Origin of the sequence: Pseudomonas vancouverensis (assembly GCF_004348895.1) — a bacterium.
Lineage (GTDB): Bacteria > Pseudomonadota > Gammaproteobacteria > Pseudomonadales > Pseudomonadaceae > Aquipseudomonas > Aquipseudomonas vancouverensis.
This window is the reverse complement of the sequence record NZ_RRZK01000028.1, coordinates 243,068-269,034: the sequence shown is the minus strand read 5'-3', so window position 1 is coordinate 269,034 and position 25,967 is coordinate 243,068. Positions and strand designations below refer to the sequence as shown.

The following is a 25,967-nucleotide window of genomic DNA, read 5'->3' as shown; positions in this document are numbered from 1 at the left end:
TTGTTGGTTGTGGCGAGGGAGCAAGCTCCCTCGCCACAGGTTCAGCGCTTATTTAGCGACCTTGCCAAACAGGCGCAGGCGGCTCACACCACCGTCCGGGAACACGTTCAGGCGGATGTGGGTGATCGGACCCAGGGCCTTGATCTGCTCGGCGAAGGTGTGTTCGGCGTGCATTTCCAGTTTCTGGCTCGGCAGCAGTTCGCGCCAGAACAGCGACTGGGTTTCGATCTGGCTGTCGGTACCGCCCTTCACGAAAGCGCCCTGGATCGAGCAGCTGTCCGGGTAGTTGCCTTTGAAGTGCAGGGTGTCGACGACGATTTTCTCGATCTCGCCCGGGTGGCCCAGCGCGACGATGACCCAGTCGTTGCCAGGGGTACGACGGCGTGCGGTTTCCCAGCCGTCGCCCATGTTGATGCCACGGCCCGGGTTGAGGATGTTGCTCATGCGACCGAAGTGTTCGTCGGAGCAGGCGAGGGCACGGCCACCATTGAGGGCTGCAGCCAGGTCGACCTGCTCGTTGTCACCCACAGCGGACCAGTCACGGAACGGCACGCCGTACACGCGCAGACGGGCCACGCCGCCATCCGGGTAGATGTTGAAACGCAGGTGGCTGAAGGCCTGGTCGTTGTTGATTTCGTGGTAGTGGTGGCTGTTGCCTTGCAGCTCGACGGCGGACAGTACTTCAACCCACTGGGTGTTTTCGTTCGGCTCGCCTTCAGCCAGGTAGCAGGCTTCCAGGGAGGCCGACGGCGGGAAGTTACCGGTGAAGAATGAAGTGTCGATGTCCACGCCCTTGATCGAACCCGGTACACCCAGGCGGATCACGGCGCTGTCGAAGCCTTCGAAGCGCTTGCGGCGCGATTCCCAGCCGTCCATCCACTTGCCGTTGTCATCGAACACGCCCTCCTTCCACACGGCCGGGGTCGGCTGGAACAGACGATTGGCGTCTGCGAACCAGTCATCGGTGACCGAGATGATTTTGGTGCCCAGGCGGGCATCGGCCAGGTTGACGAACTTCTCGAAAGGTACGGCGTAAGCTTTCATTCTTCTTGTCTGCCTTTAAATAAGTGGCTTGGGATGCTTGCAAGGCCTGGGCCGTTTCGGCGTTCTTGAAACGGCTGCGGCCAGGCTTGCTATAGGGTCAGTAATCGGAACAGGGCGATCTTGTTGATCTCCGCCAGCGCGCACTTGAACTCGGTATCGACCGGGTTGTGGATGCGCGTTTCGAACGCTGCGAGGATCTGATGCCGGTTGCTGCCTTTTACCGCCATGATGAAGGGAAACTTGAACTTGGCCTTGTAGGCGTCGTTCAGCTCGGTGAAGCGCTGGAACTCTTCGGCCGTGCATTGGTGAATACCGGCGCCAGCCTGTTCATTGGTACTGGCTTCGGTCAACTCGCCCTGGACGGCGGCTTTGCCGGCCAGGTCCGGGTGAGCGTTGATCAGTGCCAGCTGACTGGCGTGATCGGCGCTCAACAGGATGTCGCTCATGCGCTGGTGCAGGGTTTCGATCTGGTCGATCGACGCGTCCTGGCCCAGGTCGAAGGCCTTTTCGGCCACCCATGGCGAATGTTCGTAGATGTCGGCGAAGGCTTTGACGAAGGCGTCGCGGCTCAGGGTCGACGGTTTGACGGTTTGAAAGGTGCTCATTTGGCAGCCCCTGTGTACGGGTGGGTTTGCTGCCAGTGGCGCGCGATGTCGACGCGGCGGCTGAACCACACCTGTTCATGACTTTTAGCGTATTCGATAAAGCGCTTGAGCGAAGCCAGACGCGCCGGACGGCCGATCAGACGGCAGTGCAGGCCGATCGAGAGCATCTTCGGTGCTTCGGCGCCTTCGGCGTAGAGCACGTCGAACGCATCCTTGAGGTATTCGAAGAAGTCGTCGCCCTTGTTGAAACCCTGGACCTGGGTGAAGCGCATGTCGTTGGTGTCCAGGGTGTACGGGATCACCAGGTGCGGTTTACCGGTCGGGTTGTTCGGTTCCCAGTAGGGCAGGTCGTCGTCGTAGGTGTCGCAGTCGTAGAGGAAACCGCCTTCCTCCATTACCAGGCGACGGGTGTTCGGGCCGGTGCGGCCGGTGTACCAGCCCAGCGGGCGTTCGCCGGTGATTTCGGTGAGGATGCGGATCGCTTCGAGCATGTGCTCGCGTTCCTGGGCTTCGTCCATGTACTGGTAGTCGATCCAGCGGTAGCCGTGGCTGCAGATCTCGTGGCCGGCATCGACCATCGCGCGGATCACGTCCGGGTGACGCTGGGCGGCCATGGCCACGGCGAAGATGGTCAGCGGAATGTCGAATTCCTTGAACAATTTCAGAATCCGCCATACGCCGGCACGGCTGCCATACTCGTAGAGCGATTCCATGCTCATGTTGCGCTCGCCTTGCAGTGGCTGCGCGGAAACCATTTCCGAGAGGAAGGCTTCGGATTCTTTGTCGCCGTGCAGAATGTTGCGCTCGCCACCTTCTTCGTAATTGAGTACGAACGACAGGGCAATGCGGGCGTTGCCCGGCCAGTGTGGGTGCGGAGGGTTACTGCCGTAACCGACCAGGTCGCGTGGGTAGTCAGCGCTCACTGCAGTCTTCCTTCTTGTGTTCGGTGATGATGTTGGTGCGACGTGCCTGAACTTTGAATGACTGGCTGGCGTCACTGCGATGGGCTGATTGTATACAACTTTATATTCACTTTGTAAGCCTGAATTTTCGCATTTTTCACCGACCGTCTTCTTTTACTGCGATTAACGCGCGCCTGCAAGAAAACTGTCCGATTGGTCAGCTATTCGACGAAAGGTTCATGGATTGCAAGGGGTTGGCGCCAGATCAACGACAAATTCAGGGAGGGCGTGTCTGCAGCGAAAAATGTCGTTTTTATTGTGTACAATATTTATTAAAAATGTCTTAATCAGTCGCTCGCCGCAGCTTTTCGTGCTCCGAATCGCTACGGTCTCCTTTTCAACTGACTTCGGGAGGCGCGAAGTCTGACTGCCCTTGGCGGCCAGGCGCGCAGAATCAATGGGACGTTTGACTACACACGTTTTGGACGCAGCACACGGTTGCCCGGGCAGCTCGATCAAGGTCGAGTTGTACCGCGTTGAAGGTTCGCAGCTGGAATTGGTCACCACTGCCGTCACCAACAGCGATGGCCGTGTCGATGCACCGCTGCTGCAAGGCGATGACTACCGCACCGGGGTCTATCAGGTTCAGTTCCATGCCGGCGATTACTACCGCGCCCGTGGTGTGAAGCTGCCGGAGCCGGCGTTTCTGGATGTGGTGGTGCTGCGTTTCGGCATCTCCGCCGAGCAGGATCACTACCATGTGCCACTGTTGATCTCGCCGTACAGCTATTCCACCTACCGCGGCAGCTGATCCCCCAAGCAGCTGCCTCACCTTGGGAGCGACTGCGCATATAGCTTCTTTGGTCTTTCGCCCGCTCACACTGCGGGCTTTTTTTCGTCTGTGGAAATGTGCTGCCTGGTCTGGCGCCGTCGCCAGATTTGCGGCGTTCACAAATCCCCTGTGGGGGCGAGCTTGCTCGCGATGGACGTCAACGATGACGCGTGCGTTCTGGATCAACGCGGCGCGCCGAAAATCATCGTCGGATCACCGCCCGGAACAAGCTCGTTTCTACAGCTGTTAGCGGCTCAGCAGCGACGCAGCACCCGCACCGCTGAACAATCCCGCACTGATCCGGTTGAACCAGCTCTGTCCCTTGCCACTGCGCAGATACCGCGCCGCGCCATGGGCGCCCAGGCCGTAAGCCAGCTTGCACAGCAGATCAAGCACCGTCCAGGTGGCGATCATCACCAGCAACTGCGGCAGGAACGCCTGCTCGGCGCTGAGGAACTGCGGCAGGAACGCGGCGAAGAACAGGATGTCCTTCGGGTTACTCGCCCCCAGCATGAACGCGCGCCCGAACAGTGCACGAAAACGTGGCACAGGCGCCGCCTGAGGCACTTCAGCACCCTGGGACGGCAGGCGCGATTGTTGCCAGCTCTGCCAGGCGAGGTAGAACAGGTACAGCGCACCGAGAATCTTCAAAGCGCTGAACAATTGCTCCGAGGCCAGCAGCAACGCGCCCAGGCCCAGCGCCGAAGCACTGAGCAGGCAGATCGACGCCGACACACCGCCGAGAAACGCCGGGTAGGAGCGGCGCAAACCGTAATTCAGACTGTTGCTGATCATCAGCAAAGACAGTGGCCCCGGGATCAGGATCACAATCAGCGCAGCGCCGCTGAACAGCAGCCAGGTTTCCAGACTCATCACTTTCCTCCATTTGCACAAAAGCCTCACCCGACGGGGTGAGGCTGTTTCGAAGCGTTTACCGCGTGTTTACAGGAAGATGAACTTGGCGATGAAGATCGCGCAGAGCACCCACAGGCTCACGGAAATTTCCTTGTACTTGCCGGTACCGGCCTTCAGCGCCACATAGGTGATGAAGCCCAGGGCGATACCGTCGGCGACCGAGAAGGTCAGTGGCATCATGATCGCGGTGACGATCGCCGGGATGCTGTCGGTCGCTTCATCCCATTCGATGTGAGCCATGCCGCCCATCATCAGCATGGCCACATAGATCAGTGCGCCAGCGGTGGCATAAGCCGGGATCATACCGGCCAGCGGTGCGAAGAACATGGCAGCAACGAACAGCACGCCAACAGTCACTGCAGTCAGGCCGGTACGACCACCAGCGGCAACGCCGGCGGCACTTTCCACGTAGCTGGTCACTGGAGGCACACCGACCACCGCGCCGAACACGCTGGAAGCGCTGTCGGCTTTCATCGCGCGGGAGAGGTTTTCGATGCGGCCGTCAGCACCCACCAGGTTGGCGCGCTGGGCAACGCCCATCAGCGTGCCGGCGGTGTCGAACATGTGCACGAAGAGGAACGCCAGCACCACGCTGATCATGCTGACGTTGAACACGCCAGCGACGTTCATCGCCATGAAGGTCGGCGCCAGGCTCGGCGGTGCCGACATGATGCCCTCGTAGTGGACCAGGCCCAGGCCCCAACCGGCGAGGGTCACGGTGATGATGCTGATGAGGATCGCGCCGAACACCTTGTGGTAGCTGAGGATGGCAATCATCAGGAAGCAGATGGCGGCGAGCAGTGGGCCAGGCTCGCGCAGGGAGCCGAGCTTGATCAGCGTTGCCGGGCTATCAACGACGATGCCCGCGGTTTTCAGGCCGATCAGCCCGAGGAACAGACCCACACCGGCGCCCATGGCGAAGCGCAGGCTGACCGGGATGCTGTTGAGCAACCATTCGCGAATCCGCGAGAAGGTCAGGATCATGAACAACACACCGGAGACAAACACCGCACCCAGCGCGGTTTCCCAGTTGTAGCCCATGGTGCCGACCACGGTGTAGGTGAAGAAGGCATTCAGCCCCATGCCCGGTGCCAGGCCGACCGGCCAGTTGGCGTACAGGCCCATCAGCAGGCAGCCGAGCGCCGCTGCGATGCAGGTGGCGACGAAGGCCGCACCGTGATCGATCCCGGCGTCGGCCATGATGTTGGGGTTGACGAAGATGATGTAAGCCATGGTGATGAAGGTCGTCAGACCGGCAATAAGCTCGGTCTTCACCGTGGTGCCATGCAAGCTGAGTTTAAACAGACGTTCCAGCAAGCCACTGCGTAAGGGTGGCGACAGTTCCAGCGTCGATGCTTCGGATTTGCGGCTTTCCACAGCGAGTACTCCTCAAGAGTTTTATTGTTATTTCCAGGACCGGACCCATGAGGGTGGCAGCAGTCCTTTGAGGCACTTGCGAATTTGTTGACCGCTTGGTCAGGAACTCGCACGAGGTGGATTATGCTTTTGTATACAAAGAAAGCAAATAATGTTTTTGGTTTTGTTGACGATTTTTTTGGCGAAGGGGATATATCGTCCGTTCGGACGTCTTCGCAAGCAGGCTTGACCGCGTTGCCTCGGTGGGCGCGAACCTGCTCGCGAAGGGATTTTGAGCGTTCAGATTTTTTGCTGGTTTTCGCCTAGCGCCAGGTTCACCGCCAACCAGCCATTCACCGCCGTCTCCCCAGCCTCGGCAAACACCCGCTCGAGTAATTTCACCTGTTCACGCCGCAACGCCTGCTCAAACCGCGCGCCTTCGGCTGTCAACTCGAGCAGGCGCTTACGCTTGTCCGTCTCGGACGCCACGCTTTCGACCAGATGCATTTCCAGCAATTGCCGCAACGGTATGTTCAGCGCCTGCTTGCTGACGCCGAGCAAGGCCAGCAGCTCCTTGACACTGAGGTGCGGATAACGGGCGATGAAAAACACGATGCGCTGATGCACCCGGCTCAAGCCCCGGCGCTCGAGCATTTCGTCAGCCTTGGCGGTAAATGCCTGGTAGCCGAAGAAAAACGCCTCCATGGCCTGTTGCTGTGAAGTCGGGTTTTTAAGGTCAAGCATGTTGACGTATCCGTTCGGGGTGTCGTAATTTCGGTCAACAAGTTTGACTCATTTCCCTCTGGCCTCGCTACCGGTGATCCCCATGGCTTTTTCCGAACGTGTCTCGCGCCTTAAAAGTTCTCTGATCCGTGAAATCCTTGCCGCCGCCCAGCGTCCGCAGATGATGTCGTTTGCCGGCGGCTTGCCGGCCGAAGCCATGTTGCCCAAGGTCGACTGGGCCGAGATGCCGGTGTCCATCGGTCAGTACGGCATGAGTGAAGGCGAGCCGGCACTGCGTGAGGCGCTGGCGGCCGAGGCGCGGGCATTGGGTGTGCCGTGCGAGGCGAGTCAGGTGCTGGTGGTCAGCGGCTCACAGCAGACCCTCGATCTGGCGGCCAAGCTGTACATCGACAAGGGCACGCCGATCCTGCTTGAAGCGCCAACCTATCTGGCCGCATTGCAGATCTTCCAGTTGTTCGGCGCCGATTGCCTGACTGTACCGCTGGAGGCCGACGGTCCGAACCTGGCGCAATTACGTGGGCAACTGGAGCAACAGCGCCCGGCGTTCGTTTACCTGATTCCAACGTTCCAGAACCCGTCAGCGGTGCGCTACAGCGAAGCCAAACGCGATGCGGTCGCGGCATTGCTCGATGAATTTGGCGTGACCCTGATCGAAGACGAGCCATACCGCGAGCTGACGTTCGACGGCGGCAGTGCAACGCCGATTGTCAGCCGTTTGCGCAAGGCCAGCTGGATCTACACCGGCACCGTGTCGAAAACCTTGCTGCCCGGGTTGCGCGTGGGTTACCTGATCGCCAGTCCGGACCTGTTCCCGCACTTGCTCAAGCTCAAGCAGTCGGCGGACCTGCACACCAATCGTGTGGGCCAGTGGCAGGCGCTGCAATGGATCGGCAGTGAAAAGTACCAGCAGCATCGCGGTGCATTGCGCGATTTCTATCGGGGACGTCGAGATGCGTTTCAGGCGGCGTTGCAAAGGCATTTTGCCGATCTGGCGGATTGGAACGTTCCGCAGGGAGGTTTGTTTTTCTGGCTGAAGCTCAAGCAGCCTCAGGACACTCGCCAACTGCTCGATGCGGCCTTGGCCAATGACGTGGCGTTCATGCCGGGCGAGCCGTTCTTTCCTGAGCCGGACAACAATCTTGGGTACCTGCGGCTGAATTTCAGCCATATCGACCCGGCGCGCCTGGATGAAGGGCTCAAGCGATTGGCGACGGTGGTGCGCGCAGCCCAGACCGCAGAAGCGGCCTGAAAACAAATAAACCGGCGCAAGGGCCGGTTTATTTTTGTCCGGGATTTGTAGTGTTGATGCTGGCCTCGTCGCCAGCCTTCACACCACAAGCAAATCAAACCGCAGCGAAACGCTTGTCCAGGTAATCAATGATCACCTTGGATTCATACATCCAGGTGGTCTGGCCATTCTCTTCAATGCGCAGGCACGGCACCTTGATCTTGCCACCTTGCTCCAGCAACGTCTGGCGATCCTGTTCGTTGTTTTTCGCATCCTTCAGCGCCACCGGTACGTTCAAGCGGCGCAGGGTGCGACGGGTTTTCACGCAGAACGGGCAGGCGTGGAATTGATACAGGGTCAGACCCTTGGCGGCGGATTCGACCTGGGCCTGGGCAGCGGCGGGGCGCTTTTTCTTGCCCGGGCGGGTAATGAAGTCGATGAAGATGATCAGTTGGCCAAGGCCGACACGAAGCGCTTTTACGAACACGTTGAAAGCCTCACGGTGCAAAAGGGAAAGGGCGCGCAGCTTACCTGATTTTTCGCGGACGAAAAAAAACCGGCGATGAATGCCGGTTTTCTTCGTGCAACGAATTACTTGATGAGGCTGAGGAATTCGCTGCGGGTGGCGGCGTTCTCACGGAACTCACCGAGCATCACCGAAGTGATCATCGACGAGTTCTGCTTTTCCACACCGCGCATCATCATGCACATGTGCTTGGCCTCGATCACCACGGCAACGCCCAGGGCGCCGGTGACCTGCTGGACCGCGTCGGCGATCTGGCGGCTGAGGTTTTCCTGGATCTGCAGGCGACGGGCGTACATGTCGACGATACGCGCCACTTTCGACAGGCCCAGCACTTTGCCGCTTGGGATGTAGGCGACGTGGGCCTTGCCGATGAACGGCAGCAGGTGGTGTTCGCACAACGAGTACAACTCGATGTCCTTGACCAGCACCATTTCGCTGTTGTCAGAGCTGAACAGGGCACCGTTGGTGACCTCTTCCAGCGTCTGTTCATAACCACGGCAGAGGTACTGCATGGCTTTGGCGGCACGCTTTGGCGTGTCGAGCAGGCCCTCGCGGGAAACGTCCTCGCCCAATTGGCCAAGGATCGCGGTGTAATTCTGTTCCAGGGACATGAAACTACCTGTGGGATTTTTCGCAAAGGGCAAGGGTACGGTGGCGGACACGACGCTGCAAGCGTGACGCAACAGCTTTACTCGTCACGGCCTTCCATCATGGTGCGTTTGAGCATCACATAAACCGCCCCGGCGCCGCCATGTTTCGCCTGGCAGGAGGTGAAGCCAAGGACCTGCGGATGCTGGCGCAGCCAGGTGTTGACGTGGCTTTTGATCATCGGGCGTTTGCCGTCCAGGCGCACAGCCTTGCCGTGGGTGACGCGCACGCAACGGATTTCGAATTTGGTGGCTTCAGCGAGGAACGCCCACAGGGTTTCCCGGGCCTTTTCCACGTTCATGCCGTGCAGGTCGAGGCTGCCTTCGAACGGGATCTGGCCGATCTTCAGCTTGCGCATCTGGCTTTCCTGAACACCGTCGCGCGCCCACATCAGCTCGTCTTCCGGGCCGACATCGATCACGAACTGATCGGACAGACCATCAACGGTGGTGGCATCGGTGCGCACGGTAGCGGCCTGGCGCAGCTTGGCGATCTGCGCGCGGTCAGCCTTGGGTTTGCCGGTGTCGGCGCGATCGTGCTTGATCGGCTTGACGCCTTGGATCGCGCTTTTGAACAGGGAAAAATCGTCGTCTTGCATGTCAGCCTCCGCGAAGGGCGGCCAGTTTACCCAACTTGACACAAATGGGCGCGCAACAAAGCGCGAGGCAAGGGACTCAGTCGTGTTTTTTCATCAGGTGCGGGGACATCGCCAGTGCCCGGGACTGACGCGAACGGCGACGGCAGCGGCGCCACAGCCAGATGCCGAGGTACAGCACGAACAGGCCGATGCCGAGAATCACCGCCGCACCGCCGCGATTGGTGTTCAGTTCGCCAAGGGCGGGTGCGTGGCCCAGCAAGCTGGCGGCACCGGCCATGGCGAGCAACACGCCACACATCGCCAGCAGCGCAGCGAATGCTGCGCCTATTCGAAAACGCCAGTTGCTTTGGCCTTTGGGCCGCAGGCGGCGAGCGTCAAAACCATCGGATAACTTCATTCCGACCTTCCTCAATGGGTATCGGCCCTTCGACCGGAAGTTGACCGGGATGTTCCTGAGGCTATGACATTTACGGGGAATGAGAGGCTTTTGCGGATGAGCGGCGGTCTAGACCGCTCATTGAGCGTCGATCAGATCAGTTCGCGGGTCAGCGCGAGGGTGGCGAAGTTGTCCGCCATGATCGCCATTTCAGTCTGTTGCACGTGCTCGGCGCTGAGTACGCCGCCCTTGTAAGGCAGGTCGCGGGTGGCGCAGGCGTCTTCCACCAGGGTGCAGCGGAAACCCAGGTTTTTCGCGGCGCGCACGGTGGTGCTGACGCTGGAGTGGCTCATGAAACCGCAGACGATCAGGTCGAGGGCGCCGAGGTCTTCCAGGCGCTTGGCCAGTTCGGTGCCGTGGAACGCGCTCGGCAACAGTTTGCCGATGATGGTTTCGTCGGCCAGAGGCTCAAGGCCCGGGATGAACTCACCACGCTCACCTTGCGGATCGAACAGGCCACCAACGGTGCCGAGGTGACGTACGTGCACGATCGGCCGGCCGGCGGCACGGGCAGCAGTGAGCACTTGTTTGATGTTCGCGACAGCGTCGTCCATGCCGCTCAGGGCCAGCGGGCCGCTGAGGTATTCTTTCTGGGCATCGATGATGACCAGCGTCGCATGGCTCAGATTGGCTGCTGCATAACCGCGGCCGCTGAGTTGAAACATCGTTTTTGGAACGGACATTCTGGGGCTCCTTGGAGTGGGGCTTTTGCGCCATTGTCCTCTGGCTGAGCGGTTCTGTGAATCGCTACGATCGCAGGGGCCGTCGTTGCTGGCCTGTAGCCTTGTCAAGTATCGCGTTTTGTTCAATGGCCAGGTAAAAAAACGGAACGCTCCTACATACGGCCCGGTCGTTTTCCTGCGTCGTCGTGGCGTCGATTGACTGGTAGAATCGCCCGTCGATTTTTCTGGAGTTTGCCGTCGTGATCACTTCCCGCCTTCGTACCCTGCGTGACCATATCCGTTGGGCCGTCAGCCGCTTTCATGGGGAGGATCTGTTTTTCGGCCATGGCACCGACAACGCCTGGGACGAAGCCCGGCAACTGGTGCTGGGGGCGCTGCACTTACCATGGGAAATTGCCGACAGCTACCTCGACTGCGCGTTGGAAGACGACGAGTTGGTCAACCTGCAGCGGTTGCTCAAGCGTCGTATCGATGAGCGCGTGCCCACCGCTTACCTGCTGGGTGAAGCCTGGTTCTGTGGCATGTCGTTCATCGTCGACGAGCGTGTGCTGATCCCGCGCTCGCCCATCGGCGAGCTGATCGAAAACCGTTTCACGCCGTGGCTGGCCAACGAACCCGCGCGAATCCTCGACCTGTGCACCGGCTCCGGCTGCATCGGTATCGCCTGTGCCTACGAGTTCCAGAATGCCGAAGTGGTGCTGGCGGACCTGTCGTTCGAAGCGCTGGAAGTGGCCAACCAGAACATCGAACGCCATGGCGTCGACGAGCGCGTGTACACGGTGCAGGGCGATGGTTTTGACGGTTTGCCCGGGCAGCGTTTCGACCTGATCGTGTCGAACCCGCCTTACGTCGATGCCGAAGATTTTGCCGACATGCCGGACGAGTACCAGCACGAACCGGAACTGGGCCTGGCTTGCGGTGATGACGGGCTGAACCTGGTACGGCGCATGTTGGCCGAAGCCGCGGATCACCTGACCGAGAAAGGTTTGCTGATTGTCGAGGTGGGTAACAGCCAGGTTCACGTCGAGGCGTTGTACCCGGAAGTCGATTTCGCCTGGCTGGACTTCGAGCGTGGCGGCCACGGTGTGTTCATGCTCAGTGCCCAGCAGTGCCGTGAGCATCAGGCGTTGTTCGCTTCCCGCGTCTGACCCTAATCGCTTGGGGGAGGGAGCTTCTTGTGGCGAGGGAGCTTCTTGCTCCCGCTCGGCTGCGCAGCAGCCGCAAAGTCTTTGGGACCGCTGCGCAGTCCAGCGGGAGCAAGCTCCCTCGCCACAAAGATCACCTGCGCGTTTATCGGTGCGTGGCAATCCAGATCAACAATCCCGCCTGAAACACCGCAAACGCCACCAGGCAGGTAATGGTGAAACGCAAACCGGCGTCTTCACGTTTGTACTTGCTGACTTTCTCTTCGTGTTTCTTGAGTTTGACTTCCTGCTCGGCGAGGTTCTGTTCGGCCTGCTGAAGCATCTGCGCCGCCTCGAGAATTTCCACGACCTGCAATTTCTCGGTGTTCCAGTCGCCCAACAGATCGCCGACCTTCACTTCCTTGACGCTGCCTTTCAAATGCTGGGCGTCGGCATACACCACGTCAAAACCGTGCACGCGTAAAAAATGATCTCGGCGCAGGCGGGTGTCTTCGTTAAGCGCGTCCTTGTTGTTCAGGTCGCTGCCTTCGACCGTGTAGGTCGGCCAGCGCTTTTTCGCCCAGTTGATGCCCTGAGCGGCCATGAAGCGGCCAATACCACGGTTCATCGGCTCAATCTGCAAGCCGCTGTCCGGGCCGAAATGCACGCGTTTTTCAACGTGATCGACCCACACATCCAGATGGTTTTGTTCCTTGCGCACGCGTTGGGCGGGCAGGGTGATGCTCATGCGCATCAGGCTGCGCTGCTTGTCATTACGCTCGGCGTAACCGAATTCGACAAAGCGCAGGGGCCGGCCACCGGTGTTGCGGTCCGTCTGCAAGGGCGCCAGGCGGAGCATCTTGTGGTGCTCGACGCTGACGTCCGCCCAAGGCAGCTCGACCGCTGGCGGTGCGTCTTTTTCAGCGGTGGTGTCGGGTGTGGTCTGGGTATCAGTCATAGCGGCGAGTCCTGTCCAAGCTCTGCTTGTCGCCAGCCGATACGCTGGCGACAAAGGCTTATCGGCCGGTTTTCCCAGGACTGGAGGGTTGTTCGCGTTTAACTGGCGCGAATTTCGTCGATAAATCCGAGGATTCGCGTGCCCAGTTCCGCCGCCAGCGGCAATTGCGGGTCTTTATAGGAGGCCAATTGGCGCTTGATGTCGTTCGGCACGATGCGCAGGACGTGGTTCATGCCCTCGATCAGCGCCAGTTCGGCGTCCGGTTTGGCGGCCTTGAGCAGGCGGGCGTCATTCACGCCGACCTGAATGTCGTTGCTGCCCTGAATGATAAGCGCCGGCATTTTCAGCCTGGCGAACGCTGCGGCCGGGTCCTGGCGGAACAGAGAAATCAGGTAGGGCTGCACGCTCGGGCGGAAGATCGCTTGCAGCGCGGGTGGCACGTCATCGTCGGTTTTCCCGGCCTTGAGGCTGTCGAGCAATTGATCGCTGCGCGGGATCAAGGCCGACGGCATGCGATTGTTCAGTTGTTCGCGGATGACCTGATCCACCGGTCGGGCGCTGCCGGACACCGAAATGACCGCCGCCGCGTCGAGGGTAGGTGCGGCGAGGCTGGCGATCAGTGCGCCTTCACTGTGACCGAGCACAATCAGCTTGCCGAAGCGCGGATCGGCCTTGAGCTTTTGCCCCCAGGCCTCGGCGTCGGCGACATAGGCTTCCAGCGTCAGGTTGCGTTCATCCGGGGTCGCCGCCAGGCTGGCCGCCACGCCGCGCTTGTCATAGCGCACGCTGGCGATGTTGTGTTTGGCCAGCACCCAGGCCAGGCGCTTGAGGCTGTCGTTGCGTCCGCCATCGGGGTTATTGCCGTCACGGTCGGTAGGGCCGGACCCGGAAATGATCAGGACAACGGGCACGGGGGCGTCGGACTTGGGCAACAGCAACGAGCCGAAAAGCTCGCCGGTGCCGGTGTCCAGGGTCATCGGGCGTTGCAAAACGGTCGCCTGGGCGAAGCCGGAAATCAAGGTAAGGCTCAAGGCTAGAACTCGCAGCATCATCACGCCATCATTAACAGGATGCCGGTTGGACTCACCAACACCCATAAGGTTCGAGGATGAACTACTTCGGTAGCCTGCGTATACTGGCGCGCATTATGTATTTGGGTTCGATTTCACGGAGCGTCCTGCATGTCCGGCAATACCTACGGCAAGCTGTTCACTGTCACCACCGCGGGCGAAAGCCATGGGCCGGCGTTGGTCGCCATTGTCGATGGCTGCCCGCCGGGCCTGGAGATTTCCCTGGAGGATCTGCAGCGTGACCTGGACCGCCGCAAGCCCGGCACCAGCCGCCATACCACCCAGCGCCAGGAAGCCGACGAGGTCGAAATCCTCTCCGGCGTGTTCGAAGGCCGCACCACCGGCTGCGCCATCGGCCTGTTGATTCGCAACACCGACCAGAAGTCCAAGGACTACTCGGCGATCAAGGACCTGTTCCGCCCGGCCCACGCCGACTACACCTATCACCACAAATACGGTGAGCGTGACTACCGTGGCGGCGGTCGCAGTTCGGCCCGCGAAACCGCGATGCGTGTCGCGGCCGGGGCCATCGCGAAAAAATACCTGGCCAGCCAGGGCATCGTCATTCGTGGCTACATGAGCCAGCTCGGCCCGATTGAAATTCCGTTCAAGACCTGGGATTCGGTGGAGCAGAACGCGTTCTTCAGCCCCGACCCGGACAAAGTGCCGGAACTGGAAGCCTACATGGACCAGTTGCGCCGTGACCAGGATTCGGTCGGCGCGAAAATCACCGTGGTTGCCGAAGGCGTGATGCCCGGCCTGGGCGAGCCGATTTTCGATCGCCTGGACGCCGAATTGGCCCATGCGCTGATGAGCATCAATGCGGTCAAGGGTGTGGAAATCGGCGCCGGTTTCGCCTGCGTCGCCCAGCGCGGTACCGAGCATCGCGATGAAATGACCCCGCAAGGTTTCCTCAGCAATAACGCTGGCGGCATCCTCGGTGGCATTTCTTCCGGTCAGCCGATTGTCGCGCACCTGGCGCTCAAGCCGACGTCGAGCATCACCACCCCGGGCCGTTCCATCGACATCCACGGCAACCCGGTGGACGTGATCACCAAGGGCCGTCACGACCCGTGCGTGGGCATCCGCGCCACGCCTATCGCCGAAGCGATGATGGCGATTGTGTTGATGGATCACCTGCTGCGCCACCGTGGTCAGAACGCCGATGTGCGCGTGAGCACCCCGGTGCTGGGTCAGCTTTAATGGTTGACCTGCCAGTCGCTGCAGTCTGATGGCTGCGGCGGCGCTGCCGTACTGGCGGCTCTCCAGTTTCTATCTGTTCTATTTCGCCTTGCTCGGTTCGACAGCGCCGTTCCTGGCGCTGTACTTCAATCACCTGGGTTTCAGCCCGGCGCGGATTGGCGAGCTGGTGGCGATCCCGATGCTGATGCGCTGCGTGGCGCCGAACATCTGGGGCTGGCTGGGTGATTACAGCGGCCGGCGGTTGGCCATCGTGCGCTTTGGCGCCGTCTGCACCCTGCTGACCTTTTCACTGATTTTCGTCAGCAAGACCTACGCCTGGCTGGCGATGGTCATGGCCTTGCACGCGTTCTTCTGGCACGCGGTGTTGCCGCAGTTCGAGGTCATCACCCTGGCGCACCTGCAGGGCCAGACTTCGCGCTACAGCCAGATTCGCCTGTGGGGCTCCATCGGTTTCATCATTACGGTGGTTGCACTCGGCCGTCTGTTCGAGTGGCTAAGCCTCGATATCTATCCGGCGGCGCTGGTGCTGATCATGGCCGGTATCGTGCTGAGCAGCCTGTGGGTGCCGAATGCGCAACCGCCGTCGGGCAATCGGGTGGCGGGCGAGGGGTTCCTCAAGCAATTGCGCAGCCCCGGTGTACTGGCGTTTTACGGCTGTGTGGCGCTGATGCAGATGAGCCACGGGCCGTATTACACCTTTTTGACGTTGCACCTTGAGCGATTGGGCTACAGCCGCGGCGTGATCGGCATGCTCTGGGCCGTCGGCGTGGTCGCCGAGGTCCTGATGTTCCTGGCCATGAGCCGGATCCTCGCGCGTTTTTCGTTGCGCCGGGTGTTGATGGCCAGCTTCCTGTTGGCGGCGTTGCGATGGCTGTTGCTTGGCTCGTTCGCCGAGTTTCTCTGGGTGCTGTTGTTTGCCCAGGTGCTGCACGCGGCGACCTTCGGCAGCTTTCACGCTGCTGCCATCCAGTTCGTGCAACGTAGTTTCGGCGCCCGCCAGCAGGGCCAGGGCCAGGCGCTATATGCCGCGTTGGCCGGTACCGGTGGTGCGTTGGGTGCGCTGTATGCCGGTTACAGCTGGAACGCCCTCGGCGCCGCATTGACCTTTAGTATTGCCAGCCTCGCGGCCGTCGCGGCGGCGGTTATCATTGCCACATGTATGCAAGAGGACAGGCCATGAGCCTTACCCGTGAACAACTCGCCCAGGAAATCGTCGACGCCGGACGTTTTCTGTATGGCCGTGGCTGGTCGCCAGCCACCAGCAGCAACTATTCAACCCGACTGTCGCCTACGGAGGCGTTGCTGACTGTCTCCGGCAAACACAAGGGCCAACTGGGCCTGGACGACGTGCTGGCCACCGACCTGTCCGGCAACAGCCTGGAGCCAGGCAAGAAACCGTCCGCCGAAACGCTGTTACACACTCAGCTGTACAGCTGGCGTGGGGACATCGGCGCGGTGCTGCACACCCATTCGGTGAACGCCACGGTGCTGTCGCGCCTGACGCCACAGGACCATATCGACTTCGAAGACTACGAGTTGCAGAAAGCCTTCACCGGCGTGTCGACCCACGAGTCGCGGGTGCGGGTGCCGATTTTCGACAACGACCAGGACATTGCGCGCCTGGCCGCCAAGGTGCAGCCTTGGTTGGACGCGCACCCTGACTGCGTCGGCTACCTGATTCGCGGTCATGGTCTCTACACCTGGGGCGCGCGCATGAGCGATGCCCTGCGGCAGATCGAAGCCTTTGAATTCTTGTTCGAGTGCGAGCTGAAGACCCGCTCGCTCCTGAACCATCAAGCATGAACCGTTAAGGAGTTGCCCTGATGAGCAGCCTGTCCGTCTATCACGTCTCCAGCCCCGAGATTCCCAACAAGGTGCTGACCCATTTCGAAGACATCGCCTCGACCCTGGCCGAGCAGGGCGTGCGTTTCGACCGCTGGCAAGCCGCAACGAAGCTGCAACCGGGCGCCACCCAGGAAGAAGTGATCAACGCTTACCAGGCACAAATCGACCAACTGATGACCGAGCGTGGCTACATCACGGTCGACGTGATCAGCCTCAACAGCGATCACCCGCAAAAAGCCGAATTGCGCGCCAAGTTCCTCAATGAACACCGTCACGGTGAAGACGAAGTACGATTTTTCGTTGCCGGTCGTGGCTTGTTTACCCTGCACATCGACGATTACGTCTACGCGGTGCTGTGCGAGAAGAACGATCTGATTTCGGTGCCCGCCGGCACCAAGCACTGGTTCGACATGGGCGAACATCCGCATTTCATCGCCATTCGCCTGTTCAATAATCCGGAAGGCTGGGTGGCGAATTTCACCGGTGAAGACATTGCCGACCAATTCCCGCGTCTCGAGGACTGATTCGATGCCGATCAAAGCGATTCTCACCGACATCGAAGGCACCACCAGCGCGGTGAGTTTTGTGTTCGACGTGCTGTTCCCTTATGCGGCCAAACACCTGCCGGACTTCGTGCGCGAAAATGCCCAACGCGTCGACGTGGCCGCACAACTGGCCGCCGTGCGTCGTGACAGCAACGAGCCAGACGCCGATGTTGAGCGCGCGATCGCGATTTTACTCGGCTGGATTGCCGAAGATCGCAAGGCGACGCCGTTGAAAGCCTTGCAAGGCATGGTCTGGGAGCAGGGTTATCAGGCCGGACAGCTGAAAGGTCATGTTTACCCGGATGCCGTTGAGGCCCTCAAGCGCTGGCATCAGGACGGTTATCAGCTGTTTGTGTATTCCTCGGGCTCGGTTCAGGCGCAGAAACTGATTTTCGGCTGCTCGGAGGCCGGGGATCTCACGCCCTTGTTTAGCGGTTACTTCGACACTACATCGGGCCCCAAGCGCGAGGCGCAGTCCTACGCCAACATCACTCAGGCGATCAAGTTTGAAGCGGCGCAGATCCTGTTCCTGTCAGACATCGTCGAAGAGCTGGACGCAGCGCGTACAGCAGGGATGGCCACCTGCGGGCTGGCCCGTGAAGGCGGGGAACTGGTAGGGCATGTCACCGTGGACAGTTTTGCGCGGATAGATCCGTCGAGTTTTTAAATCGCACTGCAAAACCTGTGGGAGCGAGCATGCTCGCGATAGCGAAGTGTCAGTCAACGCAACGTTGAACGACGGATCTCTATCGCGAGCAAGCTCGCTCCCACAGTTTGTTGGTGGTTACAGCGAATGATAGGTCGGCAGGGCAAACCGTTGCTGGCTTTGCAGCATGGAGATCTGTGGCAGTTCGCTGGCCTGTTCGGCAAGGTCACGGCGAATCGCACTGATGACCCACGACAGCTGGTCGCCGTTGTGCAATTGCTGATAGGAAATCGAGCGTTTGAACACCTTGCCTTCGCCGCCGCGCAGGGTCAGCAAAATACCGCCGTCCGGACGGGCCTGGGTAACCACGTCGAAGTTGGAGAACAGGGACGAAAATTTTTCCTGGATCAGGCTCATGTCGATCAGCTCCGTAAGCTTATGAATGGCAAGCATGCGAAGTAGAGTGCAGTGATTGTGCCAGCACGACGTTTTATAAAAACATGATAAAAATCAGATAGTTATATTTTTTGGTAATTTCGCCGCTCGTGCATTCTGCATGAATGGCCATCGTGCATCCTGCATTTTGCGAGGTCGCTCGGCACTTCAAGGGAACCATTGCGCGTGCCTGCACTCACCTTTGGCGACATGCCACTACTGTGTAGCAGGCGGGATACAAAACATTTCAAAAACCGCGTGTACAGCTCAAGAACCCTTGTCGTATTTTCGGCTTCAGTCATCGCAGCCCGACAATAAGAAGATCGAACGGGAGCACCATGAGCCGCACGTCGAACGACACGATCACCTGGGGCATGATGCTCCGCAAGCTGCCGTCCATCGCCAAGGCCATCCCGCGGGTGGTGAAAGGCATGAAGCTCGCCAATGTCACGGATCCAAGCCAAACCTGTGGTTTGGGCTGGAGTTTCGAACAAGCCACCCTGCGCAATCCCGATGGCCCGGCGTTGTTGCAAGGCGAGGTGTCGCTGAGCTACATCGAAGTCAATCAGTGGGCCAACCGTATTGCCCATTACCTGAGTGGCCAAGGCATTGGCAAAGGTGATGTAGTCGGCGTGTTCATCGAAAACCGCCCGGAATTGCTGGTGACCATCCTTGCGGTCGCCAAGGTCGGCGCCATCAGCGCGCTGCTCAATACGTCCCAGACCCGTGACACCCTGGTGCACAGCCTTAACCTGGTGGCGCCCGCGGCAATCATTGTCGGTGAAGAACTGGTCCCGGCCTTTCTGGCCGTGCGCGAGCAGGTCTCGATCAAGGCAACGCGCACCTGGTTTGTGGCCGATCAGGACACTTCGCGGCAACCGGGCATTGCGCCTGAGGGCTTCATCAACCTGATGTCCGCCAGCGTCGACGAGTCCACCGACAATCCGCCGAGCAGCCAGCAGATCCATTTCGACGACCCGTGCTTCTATATCTACACCTCCGGCACGACCGGGTTGCCCAAGGCCGGCGTGTTCAAGCACGGCCGGTGGATGCGCAGCTCGGCCAGCTTCGGCATGGTCGCTCTGGACATGCGCCCCAGCGACATCGTCTATTGCACCTTGCCGCTGTACCACGCCACCGGGCTGTGCGTGTGCTGGGGTTCGGCAATCATCGGCGCCTCCGGCTTCGCCATCCGCCGCAAGTTCAGCGCCAGCCAGTTCTGGAACGATGTACGCAAGTACCGGGCGACGACCATCGGTTACGTCGGAGAGCTGTGCCGGTATCTGGTCGACCAGCCGCCCAGCGCCGACGACAGCCGGCACGAGGTAAAGAAGATGATCGGCAACGGCCTGCGGCCTGGCGCCTGGAACGAGTTCAAGACCCGGTTCGCGGTCAACCACATCTGCGAGTTGTACGCCGCCAGCGACGGCAATATTGGTTTCACCAACATCCTCAATTTCGACAACACCATCGGTTTCTCGCTGATGTCCTGGGAACTGGTGGCTTACGACCACGACAGCGGCGAGCCGCTGCGTGACGACAAGGGCTGGATGCTCAAGGTCGCCAAGGGCGAGAAGGGTTTGTTGCTGGCCAGAATCGACGACAAGGCACCGCTGGATGGTTACACCGATCCACAGAAAACCGCCAAGGTGGTGCTGCACGACGTGTTTGAACGGAGCGATTGCTACTTCAACACCGGTGATCTGTTGCGCAACATCGGCTTCGGCCATGCGCAGTTTGTCGATCGCCTCGGCGACACTTATCGCTGGAAGGGCGAAAACGTTTCAACCACCGAAGTCGAGAACATCCTGCTGCGTCACCCGCAGATTTCCGAAGCTGTGGCCTACGGGGTGGAAATCCACAACACCAATGGCCGTGCCGGCATGGCTGCAATCACCCCAGCCGAATCTCTGGCGACCCTGGACTTCAGTGAGTTGCTGGCGTTCGCTCGCCAGCAAATGCCGGCGTATGCCGTGCCGCTGTTCCTGCGGGTGAAGGTGAAAATGGAAACGACCGGTACCTTCAAATATCAGAAAAACCGGCTCAAGAGTGAAGCCTTTGACCCTGGCAAGACCGGCGACGACCCGATCTACGCCTGGCTGCCGGGCACTCACACCTACGTACAGGTCACTGAGCAACTGCTCAGCGATATTCACGCGGGCAAATACCGTTATTGAATGTGGCTATGGCCCGACACGAGAAAAAACAAGTGACAGTGTCGGGACGGCTCGGGAAACTGTCGGCTTTACGAATGACAGAAAACGGAGTGCCCAATGTCAGACAAAAGCCGCCAGATGACCCCCGAAGAAGCCGCCGAGTTTGCCGAACAGGTATTCAACAAGGCTCGGGAGGGCGATGCGGCAATGATGGCCGCGCTGCTGACCAAAGGCCTGCCGCCCAACCTGCGTAATCACAAGGGCGACACCTTGCTGATGCTCGCCGCGTACCACGGTCACGTGGACACCGTGAAGGTGTTGCTCGAACACAAGGCCGACCCGGAGATTCGCAACGACAACGGCCAGAGTCCGATTGCCGGTGCCGCGTTCAAAGGCGATCTGGCTGTGGTTGCAGCGTTGGTCGAAGGTGGGGCGCAGGTCGAGGGCTCGTCGTTTGACGGCCGTACCGCGCTGATGATGGCGGCGATGTTCAACCGCGTGGCCATTGTCGATTATCTGGTCAGCAAGGGCGCCGACCCGAAAGCCAAGGATGCCAATGGCATCACGGCGCTGGAGGCGGCGAAAACCATGGGGGCTGCCGACACCATCGCGCAATTGGAGAAACTGCTGGGCTAAACCCGCCCGGACGCATTCCTCTGTGGCGAGGGAGCTTGCTCCCGTTCGGCTGCGAAGCAGTTGTGAATCTGTGACCTTGTTTGGGGGCGCTTCGCACCCCAACGGGAGCGAGCTCCCTCGCCACTAAGTCCGAAGTCCCGCTTAATGCGGTATTATTCGCGCCCTCAAATTTCCCTCGCTACAGGATTCGCCCCATGAAAGCCGCACTCGTCGAACTCATCAGCAAAATCAGCTCCGGGTGCATGGGCGAAGACGAAATCCTCAAGGTCGCGGATGAGGCAGCTCAAGCCTACGCCGACCCGGAGGCTTTTCTGACAGCCAATCCGGATATCAACTACGACGACAGCTTCCCGATCCCGCTGGGGGAGTGGGTGGTGGTCGGCAGTCTGCCGGACACCGTGCTGTTCCAGGCTGACACCTACATGGACCTGTTCGCGCAGATCGTCGCGTCCTTCGGCCCGGGTGTGGACTTCAATCTCAAGCCCAAGCAACTGGCGAAAACCGAGGCCCTGACTGCGCTCAACCGCATTCAGGTGCAGATGAGCAGCCTGAACAAGGAAAACGGCGGCTACACACTGATGAACGTCAGCCAGCTGCTGGACGACGAACTGCAAGTGGTGCTGGTCTATGGCAACGACGTGCCACGGGTGCTGGAATTGTGTGCAGACGTCGGCATTGCTGCCGCGCCATCGCTTGAAGCCCTGAAAGTGGCAATCCACGTCTGACGGCCAAGCCTGTCAATTAAAACGGAACCCTGGCGACGACCGTCTATCCTAAGAGGCACACCACTCTTCGGGAGCGTCACCATGGGTTCCACCTTCAACAGCCTTGTTGCCTTGATCATCTTTGTCCTGGACATCTGGGCGATCATCAACGTCGTCAAAAGCAGCGCCGAGACCGGGATGAAAATCCTCTGGGTCCTGCTGATCGCGCTGTTGCCGGTGCTGGGGCTGATCATCTGGGCCATCGCCGGGCCGCGGGGCAATGTGCGGGTCTGAGGGCGTTCTCGGGCGCAATGCATCCCACCGGTGGGAGCGAGCTTGCTCGCGATAGCGGTCTGTCAGCCCCAATGTGTCAAATGTGCTGGCGCTTTCGCGAACAAGCTCGTCAGCACATTCGACCTGTCATGTTCCGCAACGTAGAATGCGCGCCTTTCCTGGTCGATCGAGCCGCTCGATTGGCCGTCATGGGCGGGTAACCGTCCGTTGCCACCCGCATTCATCGGAGCACTTCCCATGAGCAATATCCCTGCCAGCGATTACCTGGAAACCCTCTACGAAGGCTACGGCCAGCGTTTTCGCATGGAAAAACTGCTGCACGAAGTGCGCACCGAACACCAGCACCTGGTGATCTTCGAAAACCCGCGCATGGGCCGGGTCATGGCACTGGACGGCGTGATCCAGACCACCGAAGCCGACGAGTTCATCTACCACGAAATGCTGACCCATGTACCGATCCTCGCCCACGGCACCGCCAAGCGCGTGCTGATCATCGGCGGTGGCGACGGCGGCATGCTGCGTGAAGTGGCCAAGCACCGCAGTGTCGAGCACATCACCATGGTCGAAATCGACGGCACCGTGGTCGACATGTGCAAGGAATTCCTGCCGAACCACTCCAAGGGTGCGTTCGATGATCCACGCCTTAACCTGGTGATCGACGACGGCATGCGTTTCGTCGCCACCACCACGGAAAAATTCGATGTGATCATTTCCGACTCCACCGACCCGATCGGGCCGGGCGAGGTGCTGTTCTCGGAAAACTTCTACCAGGCCTGCCACCGTTGCCTGAACGAAGGCGGCATCCTGGTCACCCAGAACGGCACGCCTTTCATGCAGATCGAAGAAGTGAAAACCACCGCCGGTCGCCTGCGCAGCCTGTTCCCGGACTGGCACTTCTACCAGGCTGCGGTGCCGACCTACATCGGCGGCGCAATGACCTTCGCCTGGGGTGCGACCAATACCGCTTATCGCAAGTTGTCCCGCGAAACCCTGCAACAGCGCTTCAGCGGCAGCGGCATCGTCACTCGCTACTACAATCCAGAAATCCACATCGGCGCGTTCGCCTTGCCGCAGTACGTATTGCAGGCAGTGGGCAAGCCGAGCAACGACTGACGCAAAACCTGTGGGAGCGAGCAAGCTCGCTCCCACATGGGTTTGGGGTGAAGGAACAAGGGTGTTTTGATCCACCGGAACAATTAGCCAGCTAACAAGGTCCAGATAGGTGTGAGCCCACCCATGGGCTTTAACGAGGAGGCACTGATGCAAAAGTGGAAAGTCACTTTCGTTGATGATCACGGTGTAACCAAAGCAGAAGACTTTGAGTGCGATGAGTGCCCGGACAAGGATCGCGCTGCCGAGCTGATCAAATCCCGTCTGTTTCCCGTTGCCGCCAAACTGGATCTGAACGATCTGGAAGGGCGTACTCGTAATGCGAGCGTCAAAGAGCTCAAGACGCAGTACAGCATTCAAATCCTCGGCGTCACGCCAATCTGAACCCAACCTGTCACATTAAGATTCAGACCTTGGCAGAGGCTCTATCTTGGGGCTACTCTGCAAGCGAGATCAGCGAATGGATCGCTAAGGTCTGATCTTGTCAGCTCCATGCTTGTTTCCCGCCGGCACTTAGGTTGTCGTCGCTCGCGCTGTTCGGTTGCGGGTGAGGGAGTACGGAAAGTCTATCCATCGTTTGAGGAGGACGTTTCATGAGCACAGCCTATCAAGAAGACATCAGCAGCAGCGTGCTGCGCCGTATGAAAGAACGCGGTTTTGACTTTTCACGGTTCCATCCCATCGAGTTCTACGCCATTTTCCCGGACGAGGAGCGGGCACGCAGGGCGGCAAGGCATTTCCGCCGTGGTGAGTCCCTGAATGCGCAGGTCAGTGTGCGCGACGACGGCGCCTGGGCGCTGGAGTTGAGCAAGGTGATGTATGCCACCTACGACGATATCGGTGACTTCGAACAGGGTTTCGAAGCGGTGGTCGAACCACTGGGCGGCATCCTCGAAGGCTGGGGCGTGAAGCAGGAGGTACGAGGACGACTCGCATAATCCTATGATCAGTAACACAGCACATGAACGGCTGACCTTCGGGTTGGCCGTTTTCGTTTCAGGGCATTTCTCAAAGCAAAAAAAAGCCGCCTGAGCAGGCGGCTAAAAGGGAAGTTCGATGAGCTTTTCAGCGTATGGCGCAATTATCCCCATCGTCCGACGGGCAGTGAAATCATCTCTGACTATGCTGGTGATAGGCATTCACAACGCCTTGCAATGAAGCGGGGGCGATCAGGTTGGGGCGTTTGCCGCACAGGATTGGTGCGGCGCCCACGTATGGAATATCCAACCGATTGAAATCAAAGCGATTCTGCCGCTGGCACGGGCCTTGCGATGGTCCGGATGTCCGAGTGACAAGGAGTACGGCATGATCCGCACCTTTTTTGATGAAATGTACGATGCCGACGGCCAGGTCCGTCCGCATTATCGGGAGTTTGCCCGTTGGCTGGCCGAGACGCCTGACGAGCTGTTGGCCCAACGGCGACGGGAGGCCGATCTGCTGTTTCATCGCGCCGGAATCACCTTCACGCTCTATGGCGACGAGCAGGGCACCGAGCGCCTGATTCCTTTCGATACCATCCCGCGCAGCATCCCCGCCAGCGAATGGCGGGTGGTCGAGCGTGGCTGCATCCAGCGGGTCAAGGCGTTGAACATGTTCCTCGCCGACCTGTACCACGAGCAACGCATCATCAAGGCCGGGATCATTCCCGCCGAGCAGGTGCTGGCCAACGAGCAGTACCAGTTGGCGATGCAGGGGCTGGATCTGCACCGTGATATCTATTCACACATTTCCGGCGTCGATCTGGTGCGCGATGGCGACGGCACCTACTACGTGCTGGAAGACAACCTGCGCACACCGAGCGGCGTCAGCTACATGCTCGAAGACCGCAAGATGATGATGCGTCTGTTCCCCGAGTTGTTCGCGGCGCAACGTATTGCACCCATCGACCATTATCCGAACCTGTTGCTCGACACCCTGAAGAGTTCCAGTCCGATCGATAACCCCAGCGTGGTGGTGCTGACGCCGGGACGCTTCAACAGTGCGTTTTTCGAGCATGCATTTCTGGCTCGGGAAATGGGTGTGGAGCTGGTGGAGGGCGCCGACCTGTTCGTGCGCGACGACAAGGTCTACATGCGTACCACCGACGGGCCGAAAGCGGTCGATGTGATTTACCGTCGCCTGGACGACGCCTTCCTCGATCCGCTGGCCTTCAACCCCGAATCGATGCTCGGCGTGCCGGGGCTGTTGTCGTCCTACCGCTCCGGCAATGTGGTGCTGGCCAATGCCATTGGCACCGGGGTCGCCGATGACAAATCGGTGTACCCGTTCGTGACTGACATGATCCGCTTTTACCTGGATGAAGAGCCGATCCTGAAAAACGTACCCACCTGGCAGTGTCGTAAACCAGCTGAGTTGTCCCATGTGCTGGCCAATCTTCCCGAACTGGTGGTCAAGGAAACCCAGGGCTCCGGCGGTTACGGCATGCTGGTGGGACCGGCGGCGACGGCGGCGGAGATCGAAGCCTTTCGTGCACGCATCATTGCCAAGCCTCACGCCTATATCGCGCAACCGACCTTGTCGCTGTCGACCTGCCCGACCTTTGTTGAAAACGGCATCGCGCCGCGCCACATCGACTTGCGTCCGTTTGTGTTGTCGGGCCGCGAAACCCGGGTGGTGCCGGGTGGGTTGACCCGTGTTGCCCTGCGCGAAGGTTCCCTGGTGGTCAATTCATCCCAGGGCGGCGGTACCAAGGACACCTGGGTGGTCGAGGATTAAAGGAAGTTT

General features: G+C 59.8%; 30 protein-coding genes. 16 read left to right on the top strand and 14 right to left on the bottom strand.

Annotation, left to right across the window (positions count from 1 at the left end; translation table 11 throughout):
- Nucleotides 1-48: 48 nt before the first annotated feature.
- From alc to puuE, 3 genes are all read right to left on the bottom strand, one after another.
- Nucleotides 49-1,044, bottom strand: a complete 996-nt coding sequence (gene alc, locus EIY72_RS20320) for an allantoicase (RefSeq protein WP_093217201.1) — start codon at nucleotides 1,042-1,044, stop codon at nucleotides 49-51.
- Nucleotides 1,045-1,133: 89 nt separating this feature from the next.
- The gene (gene uraD / locus EIY72_RS20315) at nucleotides 1,134-1,649 is read right to left on the bottom strand and encodes a 2-oxo-4-hydroxy-4-carboxy-5-ureidoimidazoline decarboxylase (protein ID WP_093217205.1); all 516 of its coding nucleotides are present in this window, start codon (nucleotides 1,647-1,649) and stop codon (nucleotides 1,134-1,136) included.
- A complete protein-coding gene (gene puuE / locus EIY72_RS20310) occupies nucleotides 1,646-2,572 on the bottom strand; it encodes an allantoinase PuuE (RefSeq protein ID WP_093217208.1) in 927 nt (308 codons plus the stop codon). Before puuE ends, uraD begins: the two co-directional genes overlap by 4 nt.
- A 436-nt stretch (nucleotides 2,573-3,008) precedes the next feature.
- On the opposite strand from puuE, the gene uraH reads away from it, so the two are divergent.
- A complete protein-coding gene (gene uraH, locus EIY72_RS20305; RefSeq protein WP_093217213.1) occupies nucleotides 3,009-3,362 on the top strand; it encodes a hydroxyisourate hydrolase in 354 nt (117 codons plus the stop codon).
- Nucleotides 3,363-3,629: 267 nt separating this feature from the next.
- On the opposite strand, the gene EIY72_RS20300 is transcribed toward uraH, so the two are convergent.
- From EIY72_RS20300 to EIY72_RS20290, 3 genes are all read right to left on the bottom strand, one after another.
- The gene (locus tag EIY72_RS20300; RefSeq protein ID WP_093217218.1) at nucleotides 3,630-4,256 is read right to left on the bottom strand and encodes a LysE family translocator; all 627 of its coding nucleotides are present in this window, start codon (nucleotides 4,254-4,256) and stop codon (nucleotides 3,630-3,632) included.
- Between the two features lie 69 nt (nucleotides 4,257-4,325).
- Nucleotides 4,326-5,675, bottom strand: a complete 1,350-nt coding sequence (locus tag EIY72_RS20295) for an NCS2 family permease (protein WP_093217223.1) — start codon at nucleotides 5,673-5,675, stop codon at nucleotides 4,326-4,328.
- 279 nt (nucleotides 5,676-5,954) lie between these two features.
- Entirely contained in the window at nucleotides 5,955-6,398 is a 444-nt protein-coding gene (locus EIY72_RS20290) for a MarR family winged helix-turn-helix transcriptional regulator (RefSeq protein WP_093217227.1), read from the bottom strand.
- A gap of 82 nt (nucleotides 6,399-6,480) precedes the next feature.
- Here EIY72_RS20290 and EIY72_RS20285 point away from each other — a divergent pair, with 82 nt between their 5' ends.
- Nucleotides 6,481-7,647, top strand: a complete 1,167-nt coding sequence (locus EIY72_RS20285; RefSeq protein WP_093217231.1) for an aminotransferase-like domain-containing protein — start codon at nucleotides 6,481-6,483, stop codon at nucleotides 7,645-7,647.
- A gap of 94 nt (nucleotides 7,648-7,741) precedes the next feature.
- Here EIY72_RS20285 and EIY72_RS20280 read toward each other — a convergent pair whose 3' ends face one another.
- The 5 genes from EIY72_RS20280 to EIY72_RS20260 all read right to left on the bottom strand — a co-directional run bounded on the left by EIY72_RS20280 (nucleotide 7,742) and on the right by EIY72_RS20260 (nucleotide 10,517).
- A complete protein-coding gene (locus EIY72_RS20280; RefSeq protein ID WP_093230358.1) occupies nucleotides 7,742-8,113 on the bottom strand; it encodes a glutathione S-transferase N-terminal domain-containing protein in 372 nt (123 codons plus the stop codon).
- 104 nt (nucleotides 8,114-8,217) lie between these two features.
- Complete coding sequence (gene folE, locus EIY72_RS20275) at nucleotides 8,218-8,763, bottom strand: GTP cyclohydrolase I FolE (protein WP_003204506.1); 546 nt, start codon at nucleotides 8,761-8,763, stop codon at nucleotides 8,218-8,220.
- Nucleotides 8,764-8,840: 77 nt separating this feature from the next.
- Complete coding sequence (locus tag EIY72_RS20270; RefSeq protein WP_093217235.1) at nucleotides 8,841-9,398, bottom strand: Smr/MutS family protein; 558 nt, start codon at nucleotides 9,396-9,398, stop codon at nucleotides 8,841-8,843.
- A 76-nt stretch (nucleotides 9,399-9,474) separates the two neighbouring features.
- Entirely contained in the window at nucleotides 9,475-9,795 is a 321-nt protein-coding gene (locus tag EIY72_RS20265; RefSeq protein ID WP_093217240.1) for a hypothetical protein, read from the bottom strand.
- 131 nt (nucleotides 9,796-9,926) lie between these two features.
- Nucleotides 9,927-10,517, bottom strand: coding sequence for a cysteine hydrolase family protein (locus tag EIY72_RS20260; RefSeq protein WP_093217245.1), 591 nt, complete (start codon nucleotides 10,515-10,517; stop codon nucleotides 9,927-9,929).
- Between the two features lie 239 nt (nucleotides 10,518-10,756).
- Here EIY72_RS20260 and prmB point away from each other — a divergent pair, with 239 nt between their 5' ends.
- Nucleotides 10,757-11,665 (top strand): 50S ribosomal protein L3 N(5)-glutamine methyltransferase, encoded by a 909-nt coding sequence (gene prmB, locus EIY72_RS20255; protein ID WP_093217250.1) that lies wholly within the window; start codon nucleotides 10,757-10,759, stop codon nucleotides 11,663-11,665.
- A gap of 142 nt (nucleotides 11,666-11,807) precedes the next feature.
- On the opposite strand, the gene EIY72_RS20250 is transcribed toward prmB, so the two are convergent.
- Nucleotides 11,808-12,599, bottom strand: a complete 792-nt coding sequence (locus EIY72_RS20250) for a hypothetical protein (protein ID WP_093217260.1) — start codon at nucleotides 12,597-12,599, stop codon at nucleotides 11,808-11,810.
- A 98-nt stretch (nucleotides 12,600-12,697) separates the two neighbouring features.
- Nucleotides 12,698-13,696 carry an alpha/beta hydrolase gene (locus EIY72_RS20245; RefSeq protein WP_093217266.1) on the bottom strand — a complete coding sequence of 333 codons (999 nt, stop codon included), beginning with the start codon at nucleotides 13,694-13,696 and terminating at the stop codon, nucleotides 12,698-12,700.
- Between the two features lie 84 nt (nucleotides 13,697-13,780).
- Here EIY72_RS20245 and aroC point away from each other — a divergent pair, with 84 nt between their 5' ends.
- Genes aroC through mtnC form a run of 5 tightly spaced genes read left to right on the top strand, consistent with a single transcriptional unit; the run spans nucleotide 13,781 to nucleotide 17,929 of the window.
- A complete protein-coding gene (gene aroC, locus EIY72_RS20240; protein ID WP_093217271.1) occupies nucleotides 13,781-14,872 on the top strand; it encodes a chorismate synthase in 1,092 nt (363 codons plus the stop codon).
- Nucleotides 14,873-14,900: 28 nt separating this feature from the next.
- Complete coding sequence (locus tag EIY72_RS20235; protein ID WP_093217276.1) at nucleotides 14,901-16,052, top strand: MFS transporter; 1,152 nt, start codon at nucleotides 14,901-14,903, stop codon at nucleotides 16,050-16,052.
- Nucleotides 16,049-16,675 (top strand): methylthioribulose 1-phosphate dehydratase, encoded by a 627-nt coding sequence (locus EIY72_RS20230; protein WP_093217281.1) that lies wholly within the window; start codon nucleotides 16,049-16,051, stop codon nucleotides 16,673-16,675. The genes EIY72_RS20235 and EIY72_RS20230 overlap by 4 nt, the downstream gene beginning before the upstream one ends.
- 20 nt (nucleotides 16,676-16,695) lie before the next feature.
- Nucleotides 16,696-17,241 carry a 1,2-dihydroxy-3-keto-5-methylthiopentene dioxygenase gene (locus EIY72_RS20225; protein ID WP_093217286.1) on the top strand — a complete coding sequence of 182 codons (546 nt, stop codon included), beginning with the start codon at nucleotides 16,696-16,698 and terminating at the stop codon, nucleotides 17,239-17,241.
- A gap of 4 nt (nucleotides 17,242-17,245) precedes the next feature.
- The gene (gene mtnC, locus EIY72_RS20220) at nucleotides 17,246-17,929 is read left to right on the top strand and encodes an acireductone synthase (protein ID WP_093217291.1); all 684 of its coding nucleotides are present in this window, start codon (nucleotides 17,246-17,248) and stop codon (nucleotides 17,927-17,929) included.
- A 117-nt stretch (nucleotides 17,930-18,046) separates the two neighbouring features.
- On the opposite strand, the gene EIY72_RS20215 is transcribed toward mtnC, so the two are convergent.
- Nucleotides 18,047-18,325, bottom strand: coding sequence for a DUF3509 domain-containing protein (locus EIY72_RS20215; protein ID WP_093217296.1), 279 nt, complete (start codon nucleotides 18,323-18,325; stop codon nucleotides 18,047-18,049).
- Nucleotides 18,326-18,681: 356 nt separating this feature from the next.
- On the opposite strand from EIY72_RS20215, the gene EIY72_RS20210 reads away from it, so the two are divergent.
- The 8 genes from EIY72_RS20210 to EIY72_RS20170 all read left to right on the top strand — a co-directional run bounded on the left by EIY72_RS20210 (nucleotide 18,682) and on the right by EIY72_RS20170 (nucleotide 25,958).
- Nucleotides 18,682-20,520, top strand: a complete 1,839-nt coding sequence (locus EIY72_RS20210) for a long-chain-acyl-CoA synthetase (RefSeq protein ID WP_093217299.1) — start codon at nucleotides 18,682-18,684, stop codon at nucleotides 20,518-20,520.
- Between the two features lie 96 nt (nucleotides 20,521-20,616).
- Complete coding sequence (locus EIY72_RS20205; RefSeq protein ID WP_093217303.1) at nucleotides 20,617-21,135, top strand: ankyrin repeat domain-containing protein; 519 nt, start codon at nucleotides 20,617-20,619, stop codon at nucleotides 21,133-21,135.
- A gap of 194 nt (nucleotides 21,136-21,329) precedes the next feature.
- On the top strand, nucleotides 21,330-21,860 hold the full coding sequence (locus EIY72_RS20195) for a hypothetical protein (RefSeq protein ID WP_132680165.1): 531 nt from the start codon (nucleotides 21,330-21,332) through the stop codon (nucleotides 21,858-21,860).
- A gap of 81 nt (nucleotides 21,861-21,941) precedes the next feature.
- Nucleotides 21,942-22,133 (top strand): PLDc N-terminal domain-containing protein, encoded by a 192-nt coding sequence (locus EIY72_RS20190; RefSeq protein ID WP_093217308.1) that lies wholly within the window; start codon nucleotides 21,942-21,944, stop codon nucleotides 22,131-22,133.
- Nucleotides 22,134-22,370: 237 nt separating this feature from the next.
- Nucleotides 22,371-23,246 (top strand): polyamine aminopropyltransferase, encoded by an 876-nt coding sequence (speE, locus tag EIY72_RS20185; RefSeq protein ID WP_093217313.1) that lies wholly within the window; start codon nucleotides 22,371-22,373, stop codon nucleotides 23,244-23,246.
- A gap of 147 nt (nucleotides 23,247-23,393) precedes the next feature.
- Entirely contained in the window at nucleotides 23,394-23,627 is a 234-nt protein-coding gene (locus EIY72_RS20180) for a hypothetical protein (protein WP_093217318.1), read from the top strand.
- A 209-nt stretch (nucleotides 23,628-23,836) separates the two neighbouring features.
- Nucleotides 23,837-24,181 carry a ribonuclease E inhibitor RraB gene (locus EIY72_RS20175; RefSeq protein WP_093217322.1) on the top strand — a complete coding sequence of 115 codons (345 nt, stop codon included), beginning with the start codon at nucleotides 23,837-23,839 and terminating at the stop codon, nucleotides 24,179-24,181.
- A 367-nt stretch (nucleotides 24,182-24,548) separates the two neighbouring features.
- Nucleotides 24,549-25,958, top strand: a complete 1,410-nt coding sequence (locus tag EIY72_RS20170; protein WP_093217325.1) for a circularly permuted type 2 ATP-grasp protein — start codon at nucleotides 24,549-24,551, stop codon at nucleotides 25,956-25,958.
- Nucleotides 25,959-25,967: the final 9 nt, after the last annotated feature.

What these genes read in the sequence shown, in the direction of transcription:
- EIY72_RS20170 (WP_093217325.1), top strand. Translation starts at nt 24,549, where the DNA reads ATGATCCGCACCTTTTTTGATGAAATGTACGATGCCGACGGCCAGGTC.
- speE (WP_093217313.1), top strand. Translation starts at nt 22,371, where the DNA reads ATGAGCAATATCCCTGCCAGCGATTACCTGGAAACCCTCTACGAAGGC.
- EIY72_RS20210 (WP_093217299.1), top strand. Translation starts at nt 18,682, where the DNA reads ATGAGCCGCACGTCGAACGACACGATCACCTGGGGCATGATGCTCCGC.
- mtnC (WP_093217291.1), top strand. Translation starts at nt 17,246, where the DNA reads ATGCCGATCAAAGCGATTCTCACCGACATCGAAGGCACCACCAGCGCG.
- EIY72_RS20215 (WP_093217296.1), bottom strand. Translation starts at nt 18,325, where the DNA reads ATGAGCCTGATCCAGGAAAAATTTTCGTCCCTGTTCTCCAACTTCGAC.
- EIY72_RS20300 (WP_093217218.1), bottom strand. Translation starts at nt 4,256, where the DNA reads ATGAGTCTGGAAACCTGGCTGCTGTTCAGCGGCGCTGCGCTGATTGTG.
- EIY72_RS20180 (WP_093217318.1), top strand. Translation starts at nt 23,394, where the DNA reads ATGCAAAAGTGGAAAGTCACTTTCGTTGATGATCACGGTGTAACCAAA.
- EIY72_RS20290 (WP_093217227.1), bottom strand. Translation starts at nt 6,398, where the DNA reads ATGCTTGACCTTAAAAACCCGACTTCACAGCAACAGGCCATGGAGGCG.
- EIY72_RS20235 (WP_093217276.1), top strand. Translation starts at nt 14,901, where the DNA reads ATGGCTGCGGCGGCGCTGCCGTACTGGCGGCTCTCCAGTTTCTATCTG.
- EIY72_RS20265 (WP_093217240.1), bottom strand. Translation starts at nt 9,795, where the DNA reads ATGAAGTTATCCGATGGTTTTGACGCTCGCCGCCTGCGGCCCAAAGGC.
- EIY72_RS20260 (WP_093217245.1), bottom strand. Translation starts at nt 10,517, where the DNA reads ATGTCCGTTCCAAAAACGATGTTTCAACTCAGCGGCCGCGGTTATGCA.
- EIY72_RS20250 (WP_093217260.1), bottom strand. Translation starts at nt 12,599, where the DNA reads ATGACTGATACCCAGACCACACCCGACACCACCGCTGAAAAAGACGCA.
- EIY72_RS20190 (WP_093217308.1), top strand. Translation starts at nt 21,942, where the DNA reads ATGGGTTCCACCTTCAACAGCCTTGTTGCCTTGATCATCTTTGTCCTG.
- EIY72_RS20230 (WP_093217281.1), top strand. Translation starts at nt 16,049, where the DNA reads ATGAGCCTTACCCGTGAACAACTCGCCCAGGAAATCGTCGACGCCGGA.
- EIY72_RS20225 (WP_093217286.1), top strand. Translation starts at nt 16,696, where the DNA reads ATGAGCAGCCTGTCCGTCTATCACGTCTCCAGCCCCGAGATTCCCAAC.
- uraH (WP_093217213.1), top strand. Translation starts at nt 3,009, where the DNA reads ATGGGACGTTTGACTACACACGTTTTGGACGCAGCACACGGTTGCCCG.
- EIY72_RS20175 (WP_093217322.1), top strand. Translation starts at nt 23,837, where the DNA reads ATGAGCACAGCCTATCAAGAAGACATCAGCAGCAGCGTGCTGCGCCGT.
- EIY72_RS20195 (WP_132680165.1), top strand. Translation starts at nt 21,330, where the DNA reads ATGAAAGCCGCACTCGTCGAACTCATCAGCAAAATCAGCTCCGGGTGC.
- EIY72_RS20205 (WP_093217303.1), top strand. Translation starts at nt 20,617, where the DNA reads ATGTCAGACAAAAGCCGCCAGATGACCCCCGAAGAAGCCGCCGAGTTT.
- alc (WP_093217201.1), bottom strand. Translation starts at nt 1,044, where the DNA reads ATGAAAGCTTACGCCGTACCTTTCGAGAAGTTCGTCAACCTGGCCGAT.
- EIY72_RS20285 (WP_093217231.1), top strand. Translation starts at nt 6,481, where the DNA reads ATGGCTTTTTCCGAACGTGTCTCGCGCCTTAAAAGTTCTCTGATCCGT.
- folE (WP_003204506.1), bottom strand. Translation starts at nt 8,763, where the DNA reads ATGTCCCTGGAACAGAATTACACCGCGATCCTTGGCCAATTGGGCGAG.
- uraD (WP_093217205.1), bottom strand. Translation starts at nt 1,649, where the DNA reads ATGAGCACCTTTCAAACCGTCAAACCGTCGACCCTGAGCCGCGACGCC.
- EIY72_RS20270 (WP_093217235.1), bottom strand. Translation starts at nt 9,398, where the DNA reads ATGCAAGACGACGATTTTTCCCTGTTCAAAAGCGCGATCCAAGGCGTC.
- aroC (WP_093217271.1), top strand. Translation starts at nt 13,781, where the DNA reads ATGTCCGGCAATACCTACGGCAAGCTGTTCACTGTCACCACCGCGGGC.
- EIY72_RS20245 (WP_093217266.1), bottom strand. Translation starts at nt 13,696, where the DNA reads ATGGGTGTTGGTGAGTCCAACCGGCATCCTGTTAATGATGGCGTGATG.